Raw genomic sequence first — 23,334 nt, forward strand, 5'->3', positions numbered from 1 at the left:
TTTTATTTCAAACAACAGTTCCTTAATCAAAGTGAACTGTTGTTCAAAAATGTACTAATTCAATTAGTGATTATATTTGGTTTAAAACCAATGTTACACCCGCATTTGTAGTGCTTTGCAAAGTGATTGATGACGCACTGAAGCTTGATACTTTCCAAGTGTTATTCAATAAATTGAAAGAAGCGTTCCCTGTGAAATTCAATTTCAAGAAAACATCTACTTGCGAACTCATCGCATAAGTTCCTGTTGCAGTTGTACTCAAGGTGTTTACCACTTTTATTGACATATCGTTTGCGAAATCAATGGTATTGTCTTTGTAGGTATTAGCTGAATCTACTCCTGCACTTACAAAAGACTGTACTTTAAAAGCACCATTCACTAATATAGTTTCCAGTTTTTTTGAATTTTGAACCGCTTCCTGCATTGTAGCTTCCGTTTTAAGTGAAGCGTTTATAGCAGCTTGAAATTCAGCATCACTAGACACAGTTGTTTTTGTTCCGTCAATTAGAGTTACTGTCATTGGATATTTTACCGAGAATAACTCTGAACTACTCATTGTAGACATATACGCATATAATTGTTGTTCGGATGTAATAACAATACTTCCTGTTTGTTCTAAACTTATGTTATAAGTTAAAATAGTAATAGGAAAAGTAATATTTACAGATGAAATAGCATCTTGACCAGAAGATTGTGCCGTTGTACATGCATTTACAATAGCATTGTATTCTGCTTGACTATTTACAGTAACTTCTGTATAGTTACTCATTTTCACTTTTAATGGAAATTGAAGTGTAACTGAATCTTGATCATTGTTAAACTGTCCTAAAATCGATATTACTTGTGTATAATCCAATTGGCTTAAAAGAGTAACCTTTGTATCATTTACTGTTGCAGTTACAGGTAAAACAATGGAAGAACATGAAGCACCATCAATAAAATCATCAAATGAACCATCATACATCGAAGTACGTTTTAGGTTATTAGCTGTTGTTGAGTTAGCAGCATTTGTGTTTGGGTTTTGACCTTGAACATCATTAACTTCACTTTGACATGATGTAAAACCTAATATTGACATTAATGCGATTCCTGTAATAATTCTTAACTTTTTCATAATTTTATTTTTAATGTTTTGTATCACTATTGACGTTTTTTACGCCTTTCTATTAGTAAGACAACTAACATTATTTTTACCCTACCCAAATTTTAAAAAAAATATAAAAATTTATAATATCCCTTTATACTTCCTATTGGTTTGGAAGCAAAATTATCCAAAATATCTTTTAGAACTATTATAAAATTATCTTTAGAACTTACACAATTATTGGAGAAACCAAAAACTATATCAAATAGCGTAATGAAATATATCCCATATTTTACGGTTCTTAATACAGTTCTTTTTTTCTATTGTTTCCTACCGATTATCCATAAAACAAATTGGGAATTTAAAATCAAAACAATAGATTCAAAAAATATTTTACTTTTACAATCTATTAAAAACGAATTTGCATGCAATGACCGACGAAAAAACGAATCTTTGTGACGAAAAGTACTTCAATCACTTTTATCTTAAAAATGTGCAATCGGCTACGAATTTTGCTTATTACAAATGTGGTGATAGCGATGCCGCTTTAGATTTGGTTCAAGATGCCTTTACCAAAATATGGGAGAATTGTTCCAAAATTGATTTTACAAAAGTGAAAACCTATTTACTTACAACTGTAAATAATTTATTTTTAAATACTATTAAGCATAAAAAAGTGGTTCTGGCTTACGCCAAAGAATCTCCCAATCTTGATATTACGAATCAAAGTCCTGAATACCTATTAGAAGAAGAAGAATTCAAAGAGAAACTTCAAAATGCTATTGCCTCATTAACAGAAGCACAACGTGAAGTGTTTTTAATGAATCGAATTGACGGTAAAAAATACCGCGAAATTGCAGAACTACTTGATATTTCACAAAAAGCAGTCGAAAAAAGAATGTCCAGTGCACTCAAAATATTAAAAGAGCAGATCGAAAACATATAAATAATTGATTTGTAGTAGGGTAATTCCATAATGAGTTGTCTTACTATTATAGAGGTTCAAAATGAAAAACGAAAAAGAAATACTAAAATGGCTCAATGGGGAACTCTCCAATCAAGAAATTGAAGATTTAAAACAATCGGAAGGATCGGACACGTTGGAAAAAATCGCTCATTATTCATCACTTTTGGAAACTCCAAAAGTAGATGCACAAAAAGCATTAGACCAATTCAAAGCCAGAGACAAATCTAAAAACGAAACCAAAGTTCGAACACTACACTTTAAAACCATTTATAGTGTAGCTGCTGCTATCGTTGTGTTATTAACAGGCGCCTACTTCCTGTTTTATAATACTACAACCGCATTTGAAACACAAATAGCTCAAATCAAAACGTTCCACCTTCCGGATGATTCTGAAGTATTATTGAATGCGGCTTCAAAAATAACTTTCAAGGAAAAAGAATGGGAAAACAAACGTGACTTAACCTTAGACGGAGAAGCGTATTTTCAGGTAAAAAAAGGACAAACCTTTAGCGTCAACACTGCTGATGGTGTTGTTCAAGTGCTAGGAACACATTTTAACGTAAAGCAACGCAAAAATTATTTCGAGGTGAGTTGTTTTGAAGGCTTAGTTAGTGTAACCCATAATAACGAAACCGTTAAGCTACCACCAGGAAAAACCTTTAGATTGATCAATAATAAAATTGAAGATGTACCTGATTTTAATGCCCAAAATCCTTCGTGGATGCAAAAAGAATCCAGTTTTGACCGCATTCCTCTAGATCAGGTTATAGCCGAATTAGAGCGCCAATATGATATTAAAATAAAAACCGAAGGCGTGGATACTTCTAAATTGTTTACTGGAAGTTTCACACATACGAATCAAAAAATAGCTTTAGAAGCAATTACAATTCCGCTTAAACTAAGTTACAAGCTACAAGGGAAAACCGTTATATTTTACAACTATGGAGTGCAATAAATGGGTCTTTTATTTTTTATTGCTCCTAGGAAGTATAAGTTATGCGCAAAAAGCGACTGATAAAATTCCGCTTACTCAAGTTATTAGTACAATCGAACAACAGTTTAATGTGAAATTTTCTTATGCTGTTGAAGATGTCGCTGGAATTACTATCGAAAAACCAGCAACTACACTTTCATTACCACAAACAATTGATTACTTGAACGCTAAAGTGCTGTTGAACTTTAAAGCATTAGACAACCGCTATGTTACTGTTTCTGTTCTTAACAAAACAATATCGATCGCTGGTGTGGTCCTTTCAGAAGATTCGAAAAATCCTTTAAATGGAGCAACAATAATCGCTGATAATCAAGTTGCAATTACAACCAAAAACGGGTATTTTAGTTTAAAAAATATTCCTATAACTGCTGCAGTTACTATTTCATATATCGGTTTTGAGTCTCGAGAATACAGAGCAAACGAATTATTTTCGAATCAAACAAAACCCAAAGAAATACTTTTAAAATCCAGCAATGAAGAACTGAATCCCGTTTTAATCAATGTATATTTGACTCCGGGATTACAAAAATACTTAGACGGAAGTACCGTTTTGAACACTAAAAAATTTGGAATCTTACCGGGTTTAATTGAACCTGACGTATTGCAATCGATTCAAGCATTGCCAGGCGTAGAAAGTACGAATGAAAGTATTGCCAACATCAATGTGCGTGGTGGCACAAATGACCAAAATCTAATGGTTTGGGACAATATAAAAATGTACCATTCGGGTCATTTCTTCGGACTCATATCCGCCTATAATCCCAATTTGACTAATAAAGTTATTGTTACTAAAAATGGAACCAGTGCAGAATATAGTGATGGGGTTTCCAGTACCATCAATATGTTTACCAATGATGAAGTGAGCAATTCCTTTTCGGGCGGTGCAGGAATTAACTTAATCAATGCTGATGCTTTTTTGGCTATTCCCATAGCTAAAAACTTAGAAATTGACATCTCTGGAAGGCGTTCTGTAACGGATCTTTTTAACACGCCAACGTTTACCAACTATTACAAACGAAGTTTTCAGGATAGTGAAATTAATGCCGACAGCCATCAGAACAATACCAATTCGGATTTTTACTTTTACGATTATACCGCTAAAATTTTATTTGATCTCAACGAAAAACACCAATTTAGAGCAAATCTTATTGGAATCAACAACGCCTTGAATTATACAGAATACAATGCTAATGACACTAATTCCGAAACCAAAGCAAGCACGCTTTCGCAAAAGAATATTGGGTTTGGGGGAAACTGGAAAGCACAATGGAATTCTAAATTCAGTTCCAATCTGATTACGTATTTTTCCAAATACAATATTGATGCTGCGGATTACAGAATAGAAACAGCTCAACGACAAACCGAAGCCAATGAAGTATTGGAAACAGGAATTAAATTAAATACCCATTATAAAGCCAACGAATACTTTACCCTCTTGGCAGGTTATGAATTTAATGAAACGGGTATGCTCAACCAGACCACCGTAAGCGCTCCATCCTACTCTAGTACTAAGAAAGACGTACTAGATAATCACGGACTATTTACGGAAGGAGAATACCATAAAAACAACACCTATTTCAGAATTGGCGTTCGCTTGAATTATTTTCAAAAGTTTGATAAATTACTCGTAGAACCTAGGATAAACATCTGGCAGCAACTATCCAATCAATTTGCACTAAAACTGGAAGGGGAATTTAAAAACCAAACCGCTACTCAAATTATTGATTTTGAAGATGATTTTCTAGGTGTTGAAAAAAGACGTTGGGTATTAGTCAATAATCAAAGTATTCCTATTGCCACAAGCAAACAAGGTTCTTTTGGTGTAGAATTTAATGCCAATAAACTCAATATTGACCTGACTGGATTTTACAAAGTGGTTAATGGCATCACTGCGTCCAATCAAGGTTTTTATAATAATTTTCAATATAAAAATGCTCATGGAAGCTATACCGCAAAAGGAATTGAGTTTTTGGCTAATAAAACGGCAGGAAAATACAGCACTTGGTTAAGCTATACTTTTAGTATTAATAATTATGAATTTGATAGTTTCACACCCAATACATTTCCAAACAATGTAGACATCAGACATTCTGTTTCTCTAGGTTTCAATTATGATATTGTGAAAAATTTCAAACTCTCAGTAGGTGGAATTTGGCGAAATGGACAACCTTACACGGTACCATTAGAAGGTAATGAAACAGTGAAAAATGGTAATACAACCATGGTGAATTACGATTCTCCTAATAGTAAAAATTTGGATAATTTCATGCGTCTCGATGCCTCTTGCAGTTACCAGTTTAATCTTGCAACCGGAATCAAGGGAATCCTTCGTGCTGGAGTGATTAATACAACCAACGAAGACAATGTAATCAACCGGTATTACAAAGTAGACCCAAATGATTCTAATAAAACGATAAAAGTGGATAACAAATCCCTTGTTATGACTCCTAATTTGAGTTTTAGAGTGAATTTTTAATAGTATATCTTTTAATTCATACATTCCATTTTAGCTATTTTTATACGAATAGTCTTAAAGATAAATCCCTGTTCTTGTAAAAAGAATGCTATATTTGATTAAAATGCACTACTTAGTAGCGACTATATACAAGTTGACTGTTAGTTTAGAAAACCGAATTAAAAGTAAAATGAAATCTATTATAAAACATAAGATTTTCAAGGGATTAATTTTAACAACAATTCTTTGTTGTTCAATTGTGATTATTTGCTTTTTCTTTTTCTCATCTAGAGTTCAAATATAAGTTTGATATAAAAGCATTCATTGGAAAAGATTATTATAGTCTAAATTGGACAGAACATAAATAAAAAAACTTTAATTAATGGAAGCACTTTGGATTTTTCCTCTGTATTTTGTTTGTCCAATAGTTGGCATAATTTTACTAATCTTTGGCATATTTCAATATTATAAAAGAAAAGATAAATCTAGAATCATTACCGGAATCTTTTTTATTTCATTGCCAATCATTCATTTATTTTTAATGGAAGTAATTCAAAATAATTTTGAAAAAAATGTAGTTGGACATTATAATATCCTCGGAAAAAACGAAATAGTTTTAAAGATCAAAATTGATGGAACTTTTGAACTTAACAATTTACTTGGATTAAAACAGCAGGGAAAGGGTAAATGGGACATATTTAGGGGTGATATTACAACGCTTGATTTACACTTTAAAAATAATCAAGAAGCAGATGTTTCTTTTGAAATAAATGATGAAAAAAAACATCTAAAATTAACATCTAGTCCTTTCGAAAATTACCCTTTCGAGCTAATAAAAAAATAAAATATATTAATAACTAAGCGCTTATATTTAGTTGCACTTGTAGCACAAACCTTAAAACCGTATTAAACGGAACCGCTCTACATCCATCCCCTATGAGTTTAAAATCAATAAGTCATAGCAATTTCAAGAAGCCATTGTGCTTCTTTTTTTTTAGTCTTTTAATTAACAATCCTTTAGTCCTATTTTTTTTATTTATAAAACTACGGATGTTAAAAAACATCTATTTAACTGTTATTTAATACTTTAGATTTTTTAATATTTGTATTTTTAATAAAAATAAAATTGGAGTACCCTACTAAACTCTTATTTATTTAGTTATTAAATACTTTTCCAGAATAATTACCAACTACTCCTATAAATGAAATATAATTTTATAAAAAGTGGAGACCAGAAACCATTTTAAAAACGGGGCGTTATCGAAAAGCCAAACGAGTAGAAAATAAAATTACTACAAAATGGAAAATAAGAAAAAAGTTATGGTTCAATTTGACTTTCCTGGAATGTCAGTAAAGGAATACGATCAAATATGGAATGACCTTCGTGCCGCTGGACATCAAAACCCACAAGGATTGATTCACCATGCTGGTGCTCCAACCGATAAGGGCGTCAAAGTAGTTGATGTATGGGAAAACGCAGATAAGTTCAATGAGTTTGGACAAGCGCTAATGCCAATTCTAAACAAACACGGTGTCAAAGAACCTAAACCCGTTATTTTACCGCTACACTATGAATATAATAATGCCAAATCAGCGGTATTATAACCCAAACCAATCGCATTTAAAAAATAAAACCCTTTCAAAACAAGCATTTGAAAGGGTTTTACTATTTATAAAAACAGACCTTTTTAAACTTAATCTCAATTGTTATCTTCTAAATACTTTTATCAAAACCAATCAATTTGTATTTTAATTCCTTTATATTTACAGTATAACACCGTATTATGACTAAAATATCTGCTTAGTTTTATCTTAAATAGAATTTCAAATCTGCGTATTTAGTCCATTATTAATTAAAAACCAACCTTATGAAAACAATGACATGTAAACAACTAGGAGGAGCGTGTGATACTGCATTTCAAGCTAAAACTTTTGAAGAAATAGCTGAATTGAGCAAAAACCACGCTATGGAAATGATTCAAAAAGGGGATGAACCACATAGTAAAGCTTTGAGAGAAATGCAAGAACTCATGCATTTTCCGGAAGGAATGAATGCATGGTTTGAAAACAAAAGAAAAACTTTCGACTCTTTGTCATCTGATAAAATATAATAATCATAACAAAACATATAAATAGTACAACTAAATAAATGAAGTTAATTAGTTTTAAAGTACTATTCTGTCTTTTCATCTCTTCAAAAAAACACTAATCAATTATTAATATTATGAATAAAAATACCAATCTAGCCTTATTAATACTTCGAATTTCAGTAGGTGCATTAATGTTATTTCATGGAATCGCTAAACTAGGAGGCGTATCATTCATTGAAGGTATGTTAGGCGAAAAAGGGCTACCCTCTTTTCTAGCCTATGGGGTTTATATCACTGAAATTATTGCACCGCTCCTAATTCTAATTGGGTATAGAACAAGATTAGCCTCTGTAGCCTATATTTTTGGTTTATTATTTGCTACCCTATTAGTACACACTGGAGATTTATTTTCTTTAAACGAAAATGGTGGTTGGCAATTGGAATTAATAGGTTTATACCTTTTAGGTGCCCTTGCTTTATTCTTTTCTGGTAGTGGGAAATATGCAATTTCAACAACAAATAAATGGGATTAAATAAATTAGTGCTATTACTTTTTTTTAAATTATGTTCGTTCCATTTCAAGCTTAAAAACAAAACCCCTTTCAAAATAAAATTTGAAAGGGGTTTACTATTTAATAAATACGTTTTTTAAATTCCAGCTACCGCTTTTATTTCATCTATAATGCGCAATGCTAACGTATCCGCTTGAGCTTGCGTAGGTGCTTCTGTATAAATACGAATAATCGGTTCCGTATTTGATTTTCTTAAATGCACCCACTCATTAGCAAAGTCAATTTTCACTCCGTCAATTGTAGTGATATCTTCGTTTTTATACTTCTCAGTCATAGCAACCAGAATAGCATCAACATCAATTTGTGGTGTCAATTCAATCTTATTCTTACTCATGTAGTATTCTGGATAGGAAGCACGCAAAGCAGAAACTGTCATTTTTTTATTGGCCAAATGCGTCAAAAACAACGCTACGCCTACTAAACTATCACGACCATAATGCGATTCCGGATAAATGATTCCACCATTCCCTTCACCACCTATAATGGCATTGTTCTTTTTTATTAAGTCAACTACATTCACTTCACCTACAGCCGATGCTTCATAATTCCCGTTATGCTTGTTTGTCACATCACGCAAAGCACGAGAAGACGACATATTAGAAACTGTATTTCCTGGCGTTTTACTCAATACATAATCGGCGCAAGCCACAAGGGTATATTCTTCTCCAAACATTTCTCCGTCTTCACAAATGAAAGCCAAACGATCCACATCTGGATCAACAACAACACCTAAATCTGCTTTTTCTTTAACAACTAATTCTGAAATATCAGTCAAATGTTCTTTTAGAGGTTCTGGGTTATGAGGAAAATGACCATTAGGTTCACAGTACAATTTTACTACTTCTACTCCCATCAATTCTAGTAACTTAGGAATAATAATTCCTCCAGATGAATTCACACCATCAACAACCACTTTAAATTTAGCTGCTTTTACAGCTTCAACATCTACCAAAGGAAGATTCAATACTTCATCAATATGAATATCCATATAAGCATCGTTCTCTGTTATTTCTCCTAAACTATCTACATCCGAAAAATCAAAAGCTTCAGCCTCGGCAATAACAAGGATTTTTTCTCCTTCAATTCCATTCAAGAATTCCCCTTTTCCATTCAATAACTTTAAGGCATTCCATTGTTTTGGATTGTGAGAAGCAGTAAGAATAATTCCACCATCTGCATTTTCCAAAGGAACTGCTATTTCTACTGTAGGAGTTGTAGATAAACCTAAATCAATAACGTCAATTCCTAATCCAATCAAGGTATTTACTACTAAGTTATGAATCATTGGTCCTGAAATACGAGCATCACGACCTACGACTACTTTTAGTTTAGCATTTGTTCTTTCTAGTGTATTGTTTTTCAACCAAGTACCATATGCTGAAGCAAATTTTACTGCATCCACTGGCGTTAAGTTATCTCCCACTTTACCTCCTATAGTTCCACGAATTCCTGAAATTGATTTTATTAAAGTCATTTATATCTATTTAAATTTTGAGTGATTTATTTATAATTTCCACAAATATAATAATTGACAGTTTAAAAATGTCAATTAGAATTCATAATTTAGGCGAATGAATTTTCTAGCACACATCTATCTTTCAGGCGACAATGATTTAATCAAAATTGGCAATTTTATGGCTGATGGTATTCGAGGGAAACATTTTGAAACTTTTCCCTTGGATGTGCAAAAAGGGATTGTCTTGCATAGAGCCATTGATACTTTTACAGATGCCCATCCCGTTTTTAGACAAAGTACTAAAAAATTGCACAAAAGATACCATCATTATGCTGGTGTAATTGTCGATGTCTTTTACGATCATTTCTTATCAAAAAATTGGAATAACTATTCTAATGAAAGCTTAGAAAATTTTGTACAACGATTTTATCAGTCCTTGGATGACAACCGATCAATCCTTACTGAAAGAACCATTGGTTTAATGCCTTACATGGTCAAACAAAATTGGTTGTCTAGTTATCAAACGGTTGAAGGAATAAATCAAATCTTGACCCAAATGGATAGTCGGACTAAAAACAAATCAAAAATGCGTTTTGCAACTGATGAACTACTAGAATTTTATGTAGATTTTGAACAGGAATTCACTGATTTCTTTGAAGATTTAAGAGCACATGTAATACAAAAATTAACAACCTTATAAAACATATAATAAACCACAACCAAAACATGAAAAAAATAATTCTATTCCTTTCCTTAAGTATTCTAGGCTGTAAGTCAAATGAAAAAGTAATATCCCCAACTGGTCTTGTAACAAATAAAGCAATGGTTGTTTCGGCACGAGAAGAAGCCTCAGCAATAGGAGTTGCCATAATGAAAAAAGGCGGAAATGCATTTGATGCTATGGTTGCGACTGAGCTGGCTTTGGCTGTTTCTTATCCGCAAGCTGGAAACATAGGTGGTGGTGGTTTTATGGTATATAGAAAAGCAAACGGAGAAACGGGGGCCTTAGATTATAGAGAAAAAGCACCTTTGGCTGCATCGAAAGATATGTTTCTAGATAAAGATGGAAATGTAATCGAAGGTAAAAGTAGAGAAACTGCATTTGCTTCAGGAGTTCCTGGAACACTCGCTGGTTTATTTGCCGTGCATAAAAAATACGGTTCTTTACCGATTGCGGAAATTCTGGCTCCCGTAATCGCTTTAGCTAAAAAAGGAGTCGTTGTCACCGATCATCAAGCAAAAAGCTTATCTGATTATAGAGCTACTTTTATTAAAACCAATGGCCCAAATAGTTTGTTTTCTCAAGAATATAAGGCGGGAGACACTATAAAATATCCAGCACTAGCTGCCACTTTACAAAGAATATCTGATAATGGTCGTGATGAGTTTTACAAAGGGGAAACGGCTCAAAAGCTAATTACTTTTTTGAATAACAAAGGAGGTAATATGACTGTTAAAGACTTGAATACCTATGAAGCAAAATGGAGAACACCAATTACTTTTAAATACAAAGATTTAAAAATTACATCTATGTCTCCGCCTAGTAGCGGTGGAATTTGTTTGAACCAAATAATGAAAATGATTGAGCCTTTTGATCTGGCACAAATGGGACACAACAGCGTGAAAGCAATTCAGGTAATTACAGAAGCCGAACGCAGAGCGTATGCGGATAGAAATTCATTCTTAGGCGATCCTGATTTTGTACAACTTCCTGTAAAAGAACTATTAGATTCTACTTATATCAAAAATAGAATGAGTGATTTCTCATTCGATAAAGCATCAAAATCTTCTGAAATTGGAAAAGGTAAAATCCCAGGCTACGAAAGCAAACAAACCACACATTACTCTATAGTAGATGCCGAAGGTAACGCCGTTTCAGCTACAACAACTTTAAATGATAATTATGGCTCTAAAATATACTGCGATGAATTAGGCTTTTTTCTAAACAATCAAATGGATGATTTTAGTGCTAAGCCTGGTGTTCCTAACCTCTATGGCCTTACAGGCACTGAAGCGAATAGTATCGCTCCAGGAAAAAGAATGCTAAGTTCTATGACCCCAACTATTGTAGAAAAAGACAAAAAACTATTCATGGTAGTTGGAACTCCAGGAGGATCTACTATTATCACCTCAGTTTTACAAACGATTTTGAATGTATATGAGTATAATATGAGTATGCAAGAAGCGGTTAATGCTCCTCGTTTTCATCATCAGTGGTTGCCTGACGAAATCACATTTGAGCCCAACTCATTTGACAAAGAACTATTGAAAAAAGTAAAAGAAAAAGGATATAAAGTCAATGAGACTAATAAAGAAATAGTGGGTCAGGTTGATGCAATTTTAATCTTGGCCAATGGAAAATTAGAAGGTGGTGCAGATAAAAGAGAAGACAATAAAGCCGTTGGTTTTTAAAATTAATTTATAATTTATTCTATTCCAAAACAATTATTAAAATACCCCAGAAATGAAAAAAATTATTATTCTACTTAGTGTCATTTGTTTCGGTTGTAAAGCTCAAAACACTTCAGTAAAACCAACAGGACTGGTTGCCAATAAAGCTATGGTCGTTTCGGCACGAGAAGAAGCTTCTAAGATTGGTGTCGAAATCATGAAAAAAGGCGGAAATGCATTTGATGCTATGGTTGCCACAGAATTATCTCTTGCTGTTGCTTATCCTTATGCAGGTAACATAGGCGGTGGCGGCTTTATGGTGTATAGAAAAGCCAATGGAGAAACGGGGACTTTAGATTACCGTGAAAAAGCACCATTAGCAGCTACAAAAGATATGTTTCTTGATAAAGAGGGAAATGTAATCAAAGGAAAAAGTACTAAAACGCCTTTGGCCATAGGAATTCCAGGAACTATAGCTGGTGTTTTTGCTGTGCATAAAAAATTGGGTTCTTTACCAATGGCTGAAATTTTGAAACCTGTTATCGAGTTAGCTGAACGCGGAGTGATTGTGACTCACAAACAAGAAGAACGCTTAAATGAATACCGAGAGGAACTGACAAAAATAAACGGAGCTAACTCTGTTCTTTCTAAAGTGTATAAAGAGAATGACACTATTAAATATCCCGCTTTAGCAAAAACGTTAAAAAGAATCTCAAAAAATGGAAGAGATGAGTTTTACAAAGGAGAAACAGCAAGAACATTAGTAGCTTATTTAAAAGAAAAAGGAGCTATTATTACCATGGAAGATTTGGCGAAGTACGAGGCCAAATGGAGAAATCCCATTACGTTTAAATATAAAGATTTAAATATTATTTCTATGGCGCCTCCTAGCAGTGGTGGTATCTGCTTGGCGCAAATTATGAAAATGATTGCTCCTTATGATTTAGCAAAAATGGGTCACAATTCGGCTCAAGGAATTCAAGTTATTGTAGAAGCTGAGAGAAGAGCTTATGCTGATAGAAGTTACTTTTTGGGTGATCCAGATTTTGTAAAGATCCCTTTGAAAGCGTTAATGGATGACACCTATTTAAAAGGTAGAATGAGTAGTTTTAACGTTGATAAAGCCACATTATCCTTTGATATAAAAGAAGGAAAAGTAACTTACAATGAAAGCATGGAGACCACCCACTACTCTATTGTCGATCAGTTTGGTAATTCAGTTTCGGCAACAACAACACTGAATGCAGGATATGGTTCTAAATATTATTGTGACGAACTGGGCTTTATGTTGAATAATGAAATGGATGATTTTAGTTCAAAACCAGGAACCCCAAATATGTTTGGATTAGTTGGGAATGAAGCCAATAGTATCGCTCCCGAAAAAAGAATGTTGAGTTCTATGACTCCAACGATTGTTGAAAAAAACGGAAAATTATTTATGACCGTGGGTTCACCAGGAGGCTCTACTATTATCACTTCGGTATTACAAACCATTTTGAATGTATATGAATACCAATTGAGTATGCAAGATGCGGTAAATGCACCTCGTTTTCATCACCAATGGTTGCCTGATTTAATTACTTTTGAACCCAATACTTTTGACGTTAAAACATTAGAAACATTAAAAGAAAAAGGGTATTTGATTAACGAAAAAACGACTCCTGTTATCGGTAAAGTTGATGCAATTCTTGCGCTTCCAAATGGAAAACTGGAAGGTGGAGCCGACTTTAGAGGCGATGACAAAGCAGTCGGATTTTAGATTATGCCTTTTATTAGTGAGCTAGACAATACTTTTCAAGAAAATAGCCATGCCGAAAATGGTTTTGCTATGGCAAAATACATGAAAAATAAATTTCCTTTTTTTTTGGATAAAAACGCCCGAAAGAAGAAGTCTTTTTACAGCAATCTGGAAGAAAAACAAAATAGAAGTCACCGCTAACGCAAGAGCGATAGCGGTGCTTTTATTTAAAAAGAAAGAAAGGGAATTACATTATTGTGCAATTGAAATCATAATCAAAGAACTCAAAGGAAAATACCTATATGATGATATCGAACTTATTAAAAAATTAATTACAACCCATCCTTGGTGGGACAGTGTGGATAGCATTTCTAAATATATTTTAGGTCAATATTTAGTTGAGTTTCCAAAATCTATTCACTTAATCGTAACTGAATTTTCAAATTCCGAAAATATGTGGTTGAATAGAAGTGCCATTTTATTTCAACTTGGATATAAAACAAAAACCAATTTTGATCTATTAAAAAAGGTTTGTCTGAAACATCAAGATTCCTCCGAATTTTTTATTCAAAAAGCAAGTGGATGGTCATTACGAGAATATGCCTAAACAAATCCTCTTGATGTAGAAAAATTTGTTAATAGTGAAACCTTAAAGCCATTGAGCAAAAAAGAAGCTTTAAAAAATTTAAGAAATGCTTAAAATAATAGTAATTTAGCATTTTCAAATAAAGATAAATGTTCAAAAAATTTAGATCTAAATTAGAAAGCATAATAGCTTGGTCCCAATCCATCCTGACAGAAAAGCAATTTATCTTCTTATCTAGCGTACTAGTTGGTATCACTTCAGCATTTGCTGTAATTGTTTTAAAAACATTTGCCCACTGGGTTTTTTCATTTGCTACTTATATCAACGGAATTTTAAAATTGAGTTTCATCAATAGTGTTTTACCCATTGCCGGACTTTTACTTACCGTTTTTGTAGTCAAAAGAGTACTTGGTGGCTCAATTGAAAAAGGAACTTCACAAATTTTATACGGTGTAGCCAAGAAAGCCAGCATTATTCCCAAAAAACAAATGTATGCACAAATTCTTACTAGTTCCCTAACAGTAGGTCTAGGAGGATCCGCAGGACTGGAAAGCCCAATAGTAGTTACTGGTGCCGCTTTTGGATCTAATTATGCTCAAAAATACAAACTCAGTTATAAAGACCGAACTTTACTCATAGGTTGTGGAGTAGCCGCCGGAATTGCAGCTGCATTTAATGCTCCTATTGCGGGAGTTTTGTTTGCAATTGAATTTCTTTTGGTAGATGTGAGCATCTCTGCTTTTACACCTATTATGATTGCTGCTGCGACAGGAGCCCTAGTATCCGAAATTGTATTGGATGAAACGATCTTATTAAATTTTAGACAACAGCAAGTTTTTGATTACCACAAAATACCGTTTTATATTCTTTTAGGAATATTTACTGGATTTATTTCTATTTATTATACCCGAAATTTTCAGAAAACGGAGCACTTTTTTCACCGACTCAAATTAAACCCTTATAAAAAAGCTTTACTAGGTGCCTCCATTTTAGCCGTTCTAATATTCATTTTCCCTACTTTATTTGGAGAAGGTTATGAAAGTATTAAAGTATTATCTGATAATGATCCTGGAAAATTATTAGAAAACACCCTTTTTAGTGATTTTAGAAATAATAGTTGGGTTCTACTAGCATTCGTTGGTTGTACAATGATGTTAAAGGTTTTCGCCACGGGAATTACATTAGGTTCTGGAGGAAATGGAGGGAACTTTGCCCCTGCTTTATTCTTGGGTTCTTATCTTGGTTATTTCTTTTCAAAATTTATAAATTTAACTGGACTTACAAAATTACCCGTTAGTAATTTTACCATGGTAGGAATGGCTGGAATTTTGAGTGGCTTGTTTCATGCACCGTTAACAGCTATATTCCTTATTGCTGAAATCACAGGTGGCTATAGTTTAATGCTCCCACTAATGATTGTGGCGTCTATTAGTTTTGCTATTTCAAAACGTTTTGAAAAACATTCGATGGACGTAAAAGATTTAGTTCAAAAAGGACATGCTTTTACAAGTAATAAAGATACCAATGTACTTTCAACCCTAGACACTAATTCTATCATACAAACGGATTATTTAACCATTTCTCCAGATGAAAATCTAGAAAAATTAGTTGATTTAATATCACATTCCAATCAAGTGATTTTTGCTGTTGTTGACAATGAAAAACATTTATTAGGTATAGTTCATTTCAATCATATCCGAGAAATTATATTTAATTCTTATCGTGTTAAATACACTTTGGTCAAAAATATTATGTCAACCCCTGCAGAAGTTATCTATCCTTTTAATAGTATGGAGACGGTTATGAATAAGTTTGAAAGATCCAAAATGGCTTTTCTCCCTGTTATTAAAGATGAAAAATACCATGGATTCATCTCAAAATCTATTGCGTTAGAAGCTTACAGAACCAAGTTAAAATCAATGACCATCGAATAAATTCAATAAAATAGTTTATTTTAATATCGGATAGGTTAATTTTGTGATATTCCCGATAATAAGAGTATCTTTGTAGTTATGTGGAAGATAGATCTAAGCTATAGAGAAGAATTTCAAACAACCTTTGATCGTTTGTATGAAAAAAAGCAAGTTTTGCAAACCAGCAGACCCTTGCCCAATATCGCTTTGAATAAAATCAAAGAAAGTCTTTCCATAGAATGGACTTACAATTCTAATAGTATTGAAGGAAACACACTAAGTTTAAGAGAAACTCAAATGGTCCTACAAGAAGGAATAACCATCAAAGGAAAATCATTACGAGAACATTTTGAAACACACAATCACGATAAAGCAATCGATTATTTATTTTCAATTGTAAACGATGATTATGTATTGCGCAGTATTGATATTTTATCATTGCATGGACTAGTTTTACGTTCCATTGAAGATGATTTTGCAGGTCGCTTGCGCAATGGAGGTGTACGAATTTCTGGAGCTAATTTTGTCCCACCAAATGCCAATAAAGTCTCTGATTTGCTAGATGAGTTAATAGATTTTATCAATACAAATCCGCTAGGTCTTAATGATATTGAGCTCGCGGCAATTTTTCATCATAAACTCGTTTGGATTCATCCTTTTTTTGATGGAAATGGTCGTACGTTTCGCTTAGCTATGAATTTATTATTGATGCGTTGTGGTTTTCCACCTGCGATTATCTTAAAAAATGACCGCAAGAAATACTATGAAGCACTCAACCAAGCCAATGGTGGTAATTATCAAAAAATGACCTTATTGATGTGCCAAGCTTTGGAGCGTACGCTTAATATCTACTTGAATGCACTTCCTGGTAATGATAATGAATACATTGAAATTTCGAATCTTGTTCAAGAACCAGGGATGGCTTATGGTCAAGAATATATTAGCTTATTAGCAAGACAAGGTAAAATAGATGCTTACAAAGAAGGTCGTAACTGGCTTACTACAAGGGAAGCTGTCGAAAATTATATGACTACAAGAAAAAGAAAACGCTAACACAATTGTTAGCGTTTTTGTATTTAACTCTCAAATAAAAATTTAGTGCTCAATACAAATTCCTCATTTCAACAACAAAAGCCTCTCTCTAGCCCCGATTGAAGTGGAAATCCTTGTGGGGCAAGTGTTTTGCCACACAAGATTGAAATGAAAAGCGGGAAGACAACCTAATTGAAAACTAAATCGTACTGCTCCTAAAAAACAACAGCTTTTTTCTAAAAAATGCACTCCATTTTAACATAAACTTCTAAAGTGTTCTATGGAAAGAATAAATCAAAAGGTTAACTTTGCTTTTTTGCAAAAATTATGTTAGACAAAGACAATACCATAGAAGTTCAAGGGGCACGCGTTCACAACCTTAAAAACATAGATGTTTCGATTCCAAGAGAGAAACTAGTTGTTATAACTGGGCTTTCGGGTTCTGGGAAATCCTCATTGGCTTTTGATACTATTTATGCCGAAGGACAGCGTCGTTATGTAGAAACATTTTCGGCTTATGCACGACAATTCTTGGGCGGTTTAGAGCGTCCGGATGTCGATAAAATTGATGGACTTTCGCCTGTTATTGCCATTGAACAAAAAACGACTAGTAAGAGTCCGCGTTCGACCGTGGGAACTATTACAGAAATATATGATTTCTTGCGTTTGCTTTATGCTCGTGGCGCCGATGCTTACAGTTACAACACGGGTGAGAAAATGGTGAGCTACAGTGATGAGCAAATTAAAGACTTAATTACCCATGATTTTACCAATAAACGCATCAATATTCTGGCTCCAGTAATTAGAGCTAGAAAAGGGCATTATGGCGAATTGTTTCAACAAATTGCCAAGCAAGGTTTTCTAAAAGTTCGTGTAAACGGAGAAGTTCGCGAAATTACAACTGGAATGAAACTGGATCGCTATAAAACACACGATATCGAAATTGTTGTGGATAGAATGCTAGTAGAAGAAACGCCCGACAATCAAAAACGATTATCAGAAAGCATTAATACGGCCATGCATCATGGAGAAAATGTATTAATGGTGCTGGACCAAGATTCTAACGAAGTTCGTTATTTCAGTAGAAATTTAATGTGTCCTACAACGGGAATATCCTATCAAAATCCAGAGCCTAATTTATTTTCGTTTAACTCTCCAAAAGGAGCCTGTGATCATTGTAATGGTCTGGGAACGGTAAATGAAATCAACGTTAAAAAGATTATCCCCAATCCTAAATTGTCGATTAAAGCAGGGGGTTTTGCGCCTTTGGGCGAATACAAATCCTCTTGGATTTTTAAGCAACTGGAAATCATAGGAGAGAAATACGATTTTAAAATTACAGATCCCATAGAAAAAATTCCAGAGGAAGCGATGGAAATGATTTTGAATGGTGGGAAAGAAAAATTCACAATAAACTCGGCTCTTTTGGGAGTTGCAAGAGATTATAAAATTGATTTTGAAGGTATTTCTCATTTCATAAAAAACCAACATGATGAGAGTGGTTCAACTACTATTAAGCGTTGGGCCAAGGAATTCATGGACGAAATAAAATGTCCCGTTTGTGAAGGATCTAGATTAAAAAAAGAAGCGTTATTCTTTAAAATAAACGAGAAAAACATAGCGGAATTATGTGATATGGATATTTCTGATTTGACTGCATGGTTCAATGATTTAAACACCCATTTATCAGATAAACAAAAAAGAATCGCTACCGAAGTTATTAAAGAAATCAAGGATCGATTGCATTTTTTGATGAATGTAGGTTTGGATTATTTGGCTTTAAACCGTAGTTCAAAATCACTTTCTGGAGGAGAGGCACAACGCATTAGATTAGCCACTCAAATAGGTTCTCAACTAGTGGGAGTTCTTTATATTCTAGATGAACCAAGTATAGGTTTACACCAGAGAGACAATGAAAAACTAATTCATTCCTTGGAGCAATTACGCGATCTTGGAAACTCAGTTATTGTAGTAGAACATGATAAAGACATGATTGAGCAAGCTGATTATGTGATTGATATAGGTCCGAAAGCGGGGAAATTTGGTGGAGAAATTATCAGCATTGGTACACCTGCCGAAACACTTCAATCCAATACTATTACTGCTCAGTATTTGAACGGGAAAATGAAATTAGAAATTCCCAAGAAAAGAAGAGAAGGCAACGGAAAATTCATGAAATTGACTGGCGCTACCGGAAATAATTTAAAAAATGTTACTATTGACTTGCCTTTGGGTAAAATGATTTGCGTCACTGGAGTTTCGGGCAGTGGAAAATCAACGTTAATCAACGAGACTCTCTACCCTATTTTGAATGCCTTTTATTTTAATGGTGTCAAAAAACCAAAACCATATAAGAAAATTGAAGGACTGGAACATATTGATAAAGTTATTGATATCGACCAAAGTCCTATTGGGAGAACACCGCGTTCTAACCCTGCCACCTATACCGAAGTATTTACCGAAATCAGGGCTTTGTTTACCAAAACTCCCGAAAGTATGATACGCGGTTATAAAGCAGGCCGTTTTAGTTTTAATGTAAAAGGTGGACGTTGTGAAACCTGCGAAGGTTCAGGGGTTCGTACCATCGAAATGAACTTTTTGCCCGATGTGTATGTGGAGTGCGAAACCTGTCAAGGAAAGCGTTTCAATAGAGAAACATTAGAGATTCGGTTTAAAGGAAAATCCATTTCGGATGTATTAAATATGACGGTTGATGAAGCGGTTCCTTTTTTTGAAATGATTCCTAAAATATATAGAAAAGTAAAAACCATACAAGATGTAGGTTTGGGATATATCACGCTAGGTCAACAAAGCACTACCCTATCTGGTGGTGAAGCGCAACGTATAAAACTGGCGGGAGAACTGTCTAAAAAAGATACTGGAAATACGTTTTATATTCTAGACGAACCTACCACAGGCCTGCATTTTGAAGACATTCGCGTATTGATGACTGTAATTAATAAACTGGTAGACAAAGGGAATACCATCTTAATTATTGAGCACAATATGGATGTTATAAAACTAGCCGATTACATCATCGACATCGGCCCAGAAGGTGGAAAAGGTGGTGGAACACTAGTTGCCAAGGGAACTCCTGAAGAAATCATTAAAAACAAAAAAAGTTATACGGCGCAGTTTTTAAAGAAAGAATTAGAATAATTATAATCCGCTTCAAGGCGGATTTCCTTTTTATATCCATTAACATCCCATACATGAAAAAACAAATATGCTTTTTCAACACTTCAAGCGCCAATTAATTTACTAGATAGAAAGTGGTAAAATACTATTTCAAAAAAAACAAACCTTAAATTAAACCTTTTTAAAAATCTTAAGTCCAAAAGATAATTAATTTACAAAAAGGAATGCTGCTAATTCACCTAGCTAAATTGTGTTGATTTTCAGTATTTCAAAAATAGCATGCTTATTAATGACAACTCAAAGCTAATAATACATGAAAGATAACATGGACAACAGTAACCTAGGATGGTCAAGACGACAATTTATTATTAGTGCAACTGGAGCTGGAACAGCAATTGTGTTGAGTCCTTTTTCAAGTTGGGCTTCGAGCAGCAAAGAATTTGACCCAAGAATAGCCAAAATAGTAGCTAAAACTTTTGGAATTGACACTCACAGCCATATGGATGTGCCTTATAGGAAAGAAGAATTCATTGGGCAGAAATATAATTTAGCCGAGCAAATGAAAATATCAGGTTTGACAGCAGTATGTATGACTTTTCAAGTTGACCGCCCTGATTTAACAAAAGAAGGTGAAGCTTACGAAAGATTCAACACTTGCTTAGATGAAATGGATGAAATTTTAAAAAGAAACGATATCAATCGTGCTCTTAATTTAAATGATTTAAAAAAAGCTAAAAAAGAAAATAAACCTATTGTCATCCAGTCTGTAGAAGGAGGTCATTTTATAGAAGGGGAAATAGAACGTATCGCAATTGCTTATAATAGAGGAGTCAGACATTTAGGATTGCTACATGACAATCAATCTCTTATACCGTTAGGCGATATTTATACTGATACCCCTAGATTTGGAGGACTTACAGAAATGGGTAAAAAAGTAATAAGAGAATGCAATAGTCTTGGTATTCTAATTGACCTTACCCATTGCAGTAATGATACCATAAATGATGCACTACAATTATCTACAAAACCCATAATTATTTCTCATACTGGACTTGATACTCAATTAGGAAACGACCCAAAAATGTCCAAAATGATGAGGCCAAGGCTCATTAGTGAAAAACAAGCCAAAATTGTTGCAAAATCTGGAGGAGTAATTGGAGTTTGGACACATCTTGCCGAATCACCGATGGAGTATGCACAAAATATAAAAGCGATGGTAAATACTATTGGTATTGACCACGTTTGTTTAGGAACTGACACTAAAATGGTTGTCCCAGAGGGTTTCATTAAAAGACAAGGTGGCACAACTAATACTGCATGGAAAGAACAAAAAGAAGGTTTTTATTATGTTGTTGTAGATGCCTTATTGAAAACAGGTTTTAATCAAAATGATATTGAAAAAATTGGTGGTGGTAATTACTTGCGTGTTTTTGATGCCGCAACAAAAAAGTAATAAGATCATTTAAAATAGAGTATTTGAGACCTAATCCTAACCTTAATAATTCAAGCTCATAAATAACTTAAAGCATAAACCTAAACTTTACAACACTATTACAAAGCATTGAATAAGAGTGCTAATAAATCCCGTGTTACATGTATAACTTTATTAGAAATGAATCTGGGAGGTGTATCATTACTTCTTTTTAATAAAAAAACAAGCGCTACTTTTTGAAGTGAAATTTATTTCACTAGTATTTCCTCAAAAAAATAAAATAAAATTTTGCTCGATTATTTTATTTATTACATTTACATAACTAATTATATAATTAAATATGTATATGGATTTTTTTGAAAAAACTGGAAAAATGGCTTTAGGTAGCAGACTGCGTTTAATGACTGCCAAAGTAACGGAGGATGCCTCACAAATTTATGAATTATACGATGTAACCTTTTCGCCAAAATGGTTTCCCGTATTTTTTATTCTTTCAGAAGATGGAGAAAAGACAATTACTGAAATTGCAAATGAAATAAAACATTCACAACCATCTGTCACAAAAATAATTAAAGAAATGACTGCTGCTACACTAGTTCAAGTAAACCTAAATTCAGATGATAAACGCCGAAACGTAGTTGCATTAACTACAAAAGGAATAAAACTTTCAGAAAAAATAAGTCTTCAATATAAAGATGTTGATTTGGCTATAGAATCTATTATCAATGAAGCGACCCATAACCTTTGGGAGGCTATTGAGGAATGGGAATATATTTTAGAACAAAAATCACTATTTAAAAGAGTTCTAGAACAAAAAAAATTACGTGAAAGTAAAAATGTTAAGATTATTGAGTACAGTGCTGAATTCCAATCAGCTTTTAAGTCACTTAATGAAGAATGGATTTCAACCTACTTTGAAATGGAAGAAGCCGATTACAAAGCATTAGACAATCCAAACGAATATATAATAAATAAAGGAGGCAAAATAGTTGTTGCTCTTTACAACGATGAACCTCTTGGCGTTTGTGCTCTCATTAAAATGAATGATAACACCTATGATTTTGAACTGGCAAAAATGGCCGTTTCTCCCAAAGCACAAGGTAAAAATATTGGTTTTTTACTGGGTACGGCAGTTATTAATATGGCCAAAGAACTAGGTGCTTCAAATATATATTTGGAAAGCAACACTATTTTGAAACCAGCTATCCAATTGTACCAAAAATTGGGTTTTCAAAAAATAGTTGGACACACAACGCCTTACAAACGATGTAACATTCAAATGGAATTGATCTTGAACGATACCGTATAAAAGAATAAAACAACCCAATCGAAACTAATTTTTTCAGGAAATTATATCTTTCAGCTCAGAACCAACTAATTTATTGTAGGACAGCAGTTTTAACCCTCCTCCTATCTTTTTTACAAAAAAACCTATAAAAATAAGAAAAACAATATTGTATCATTTTTAAAAAAAGAATTACTTTAG

19 protein-coding genes are annotated in these 23,334 nt (G+C 33.5%); 17 read left to right on the forward strand and 2 right to left on the reverse strand.

Annotated features, from left to right (window positions below; genetic code table 11):
- Positions 1-70: 70 nt before the first annotated feature.
- The gene (locus tag AB3G33_RS13605; RefSeq protein WP_367770464.1) at positions 71-1,114 is read right to left on the reverse strand and encodes a hypothetical protein; all 1,044 of its coding nucleotides are present in this window, start codon (positions 1,112-1,114) and stop codon (positions 71-73) included.
- Between the two features lie 400 nt (positions 1,115-1,514).
- Between AB3G33_RS13605 and AB3G33_RS13610 the strand changes: the two genes are divergently transcribed.
- The 7 genes from AB3G33_RS13610 (at position 1,515) to AB3G33_RS13640 (ending at position 8,123) form a co-directional block, all read left to right on the forward strand.
- The gene (locus AB3G33_RS13610; protein ID WP_367770467.1) at positions 1,515-2,030 is read left to right on the forward strand and encodes an RNA polymerase sigma factor; all 516 of its coding nucleotides are present in this window, start codon (positions 1,515-1,517) and stop codon (positions 2,028-2,030) included.
- 61 nt (positions 2,031-2,091) lie between these two features.
- The gene (locus AB3G33_RS13615) at positions 2,092-3,006 is read left to right on the forward strand and encodes a FecR family protein (protein ID WP_367770470.1); all 915 of its coding nucleotides are present in this window, start codon (positions 2,092-2,094) and stop codon (positions 3,004-3,006) included.
- On the forward strand, positions 2,993-5,521 hold the full coding sequence (locus tag AB3G33_RS13620; protein WP_367770473.1) for a carboxypeptidase-like regulatory domain-containing protein: 2,529 nt from the start codon (positions 2,993-2,995) through the stop codon (positions 5,519-5,521). The genes AB3G33_RS13615 and AB3G33_RS13620 overlap by 14 nt, the downstream gene beginning before the upstream one ends.
- 361 nt (positions 5,522-5,882) lie before the next feature.
- The gene (locus AB3G33_RS13625) at positions 5,883-6,344 is read left to right on the forward strand and encodes a hypothetical protein (protein ID WP_367770476.1); all 462 of its coding nucleotides are present in this window, start codon (positions 5,883-5,885) and stop codon (positions 6,342-6,344) included.
- Between the two features lie 455 nt (positions 6,345-6,799).
- Positions 6,800-7,105, forward strand: coding sequence for a hypothetical protein (locus AB3G33_RS13630; protein WP_367770478.1), 306 nt, complete (start codon positions 6,800-6,802; stop codon positions 7,103-7,105).
- 263 nt (positions 7,106-7,368) lie between these two features.
- Positions 7,369-7,611, forward strand: a complete 243-nt coding sequence (locus AB3G33_RS13635; protein ID WP_367753574.1) for a DUF1059 domain-containing protein — start codon at positions 7,369-7,371, stop codon at positions 7,609-7,611.
- Between the two features lie 113 nt (positions 7,612-7,724).
- Positions 7,725-8,123 carry a DoxX family protein gene (locus tag AB3G33_RS13640; RefSeq protein WP_367770481.1) on the forward strand — a complete coding sequence of 133 codons (399 nt, stop codon included), beginning with the start codon at positions 7,725-7,727 and terminating at the stop codon, positions 8,121-8,123.
- Positions 8,124-8,238: 115 nt separating this feature from the next.
- On the opposite strand, the gene glmM is transcribed toward AB3G33_RS13640, so the two are convergent.
- Entirely contained in the window at positions 8,239-9,636 is a 1,398-nt protein-coding gene (gene glmM / locus AB3G33_RS13645) for a phosphoglucosamine mutase (protein WP_367770484.1), read from the reverse strand.
- A gap of 97 nt (positions 9,637-9,733) precedes the next feature.
- Here glmM and AB3G33_RS13650 point away from each other — a divergent pair, with 97 nt between their 5' ends.
- The 10 genes from AB3G33_RS13650 (at position 9,734) to AB3G33_RS13695 (ending at position 23,157) form a co-directional block, all read left to right on the forward strand.
- Entirely contained in the window at positions 9,734-10,318 is a 585-nt protein-coding gene (locus AB3G33_RS13650; protein ID WP_367770487.1) for an ACP phosphodiesterase, read from the forward strand.
- Positions 10,319-10,344: 26 nt separating this feature from the next.
- Complete coding sequence (ggt, locus tag AB3G33_RS13655) at positions 10,345-12,030, forward strand: gamma-glutamyltransferase (protein ID WP_367770490.1); 1,686 nt, start codon at positions 10,345-10,347, stop codon at positions 12,028-12,030.
- A gap of 52 nt (positions 12,031-12,082) precedes the next feature.
- Positions 12,083-13,768: a gamma-glutamyltransferase gene (gene ggt / locus AB3G33_RS13660; RefSeq protein ID WP_367770493.1), complete on the forward strand. Its 1,686-nt coding sequence runs from the start codon at positions 12,083-12,085 to the stop codon at positions 13,766-13,768.
- Between the two features lie 3 nt (positions 13,769-13,771).
- Positions 13,772-13,948 (forward strand): hypothetical protein, encoded by a 177-nt coding sequence (locus tag AB3G33_RS13665; RefSeq protein ID WP_367770496.1) that lies wholly within the window; start codon positions 13,772-13,774, stop codon positions 13,946-13,948.
- Complete coding sequence (locus AB3G33_RS13670; protein ID WP_367774154.1) at positions 13,914-14,354, forward strand: DNA alkylation repair protein; 441 nt, start codon at positions 13,914-13,916, stop codon at positions 14,352-14,354. The genes AB3G33_RS13665 and AB3G33_RS13670 overlap by 35 nt, the downstream gene beginning before the upstream one ends.
- Before the next feature lie 128 nt (positions 14,355-14,482).
- Positions 14,483-16,267, forward strand: a complete 1,785-nt coding sequence (locus AB3G33_RS13675) for a chloride channel protein (RefSeq protein WP_367753588.1) — start codon at positions 14,483-14,485, stop codon at positions 16,265-16,267.
- Positions 16,268-16,345: 78 nt separating this feature from the next.
- Positions 16,346-17,299 (forward strand): Fic family protein, encoded by a 954-nt coding sequence (locus AB3G33_RS13680; RefSeq protein ID WP_367770499.1) that lies wholly within the window; start codon positions 16,346-16,348, stop codon positions 17,297-17,299.
- A 306-nt stretch (positions 17,300-17,605) separates the two neighbouring features.
- A complete protein-coding gene (gene uvrA / locus AB3G33_RS13685; RefSeq protein ID WP_367770502.1) occupies positions 17,606-20,437 on the forward strand; it encodes an excinuclease ABC subunit UvrA in 2,832 nt (943 codons plus the stop codon).
- 292 nt (positions 20,438-20,729) lie between these two features.
- Entirely contained in the window at positions 20,730-21,869 is a 1,140-nt protein-coding gene (locus AB3G33_RS13690; RefSeq protein WP_367770505.1) for a dipeptidase, read from the forward strand.
- Between the two features lie 325 nt (positions 21,870-22,194).
- Entirely contained in the window at positions 22,195-23,157 is a 963-nt protein-coding gene (locus AB3G33_RS13695; protein ID WP_367770508.1) for a GNAT family N-acetyltransferase, read from the forward strand.
- Positions 23,158-23,334: the final 177 nt, after the last annotated feature.

The organism is Flavobacterium sp. WC2421 (genome assembly GCF_040822115.1).
Taxonomy (GTDB): Bacteria; Bacteroidota; Bacteroidia; order Flavobacteriales; family Flavobacteriaceae; genus Flavobacterium.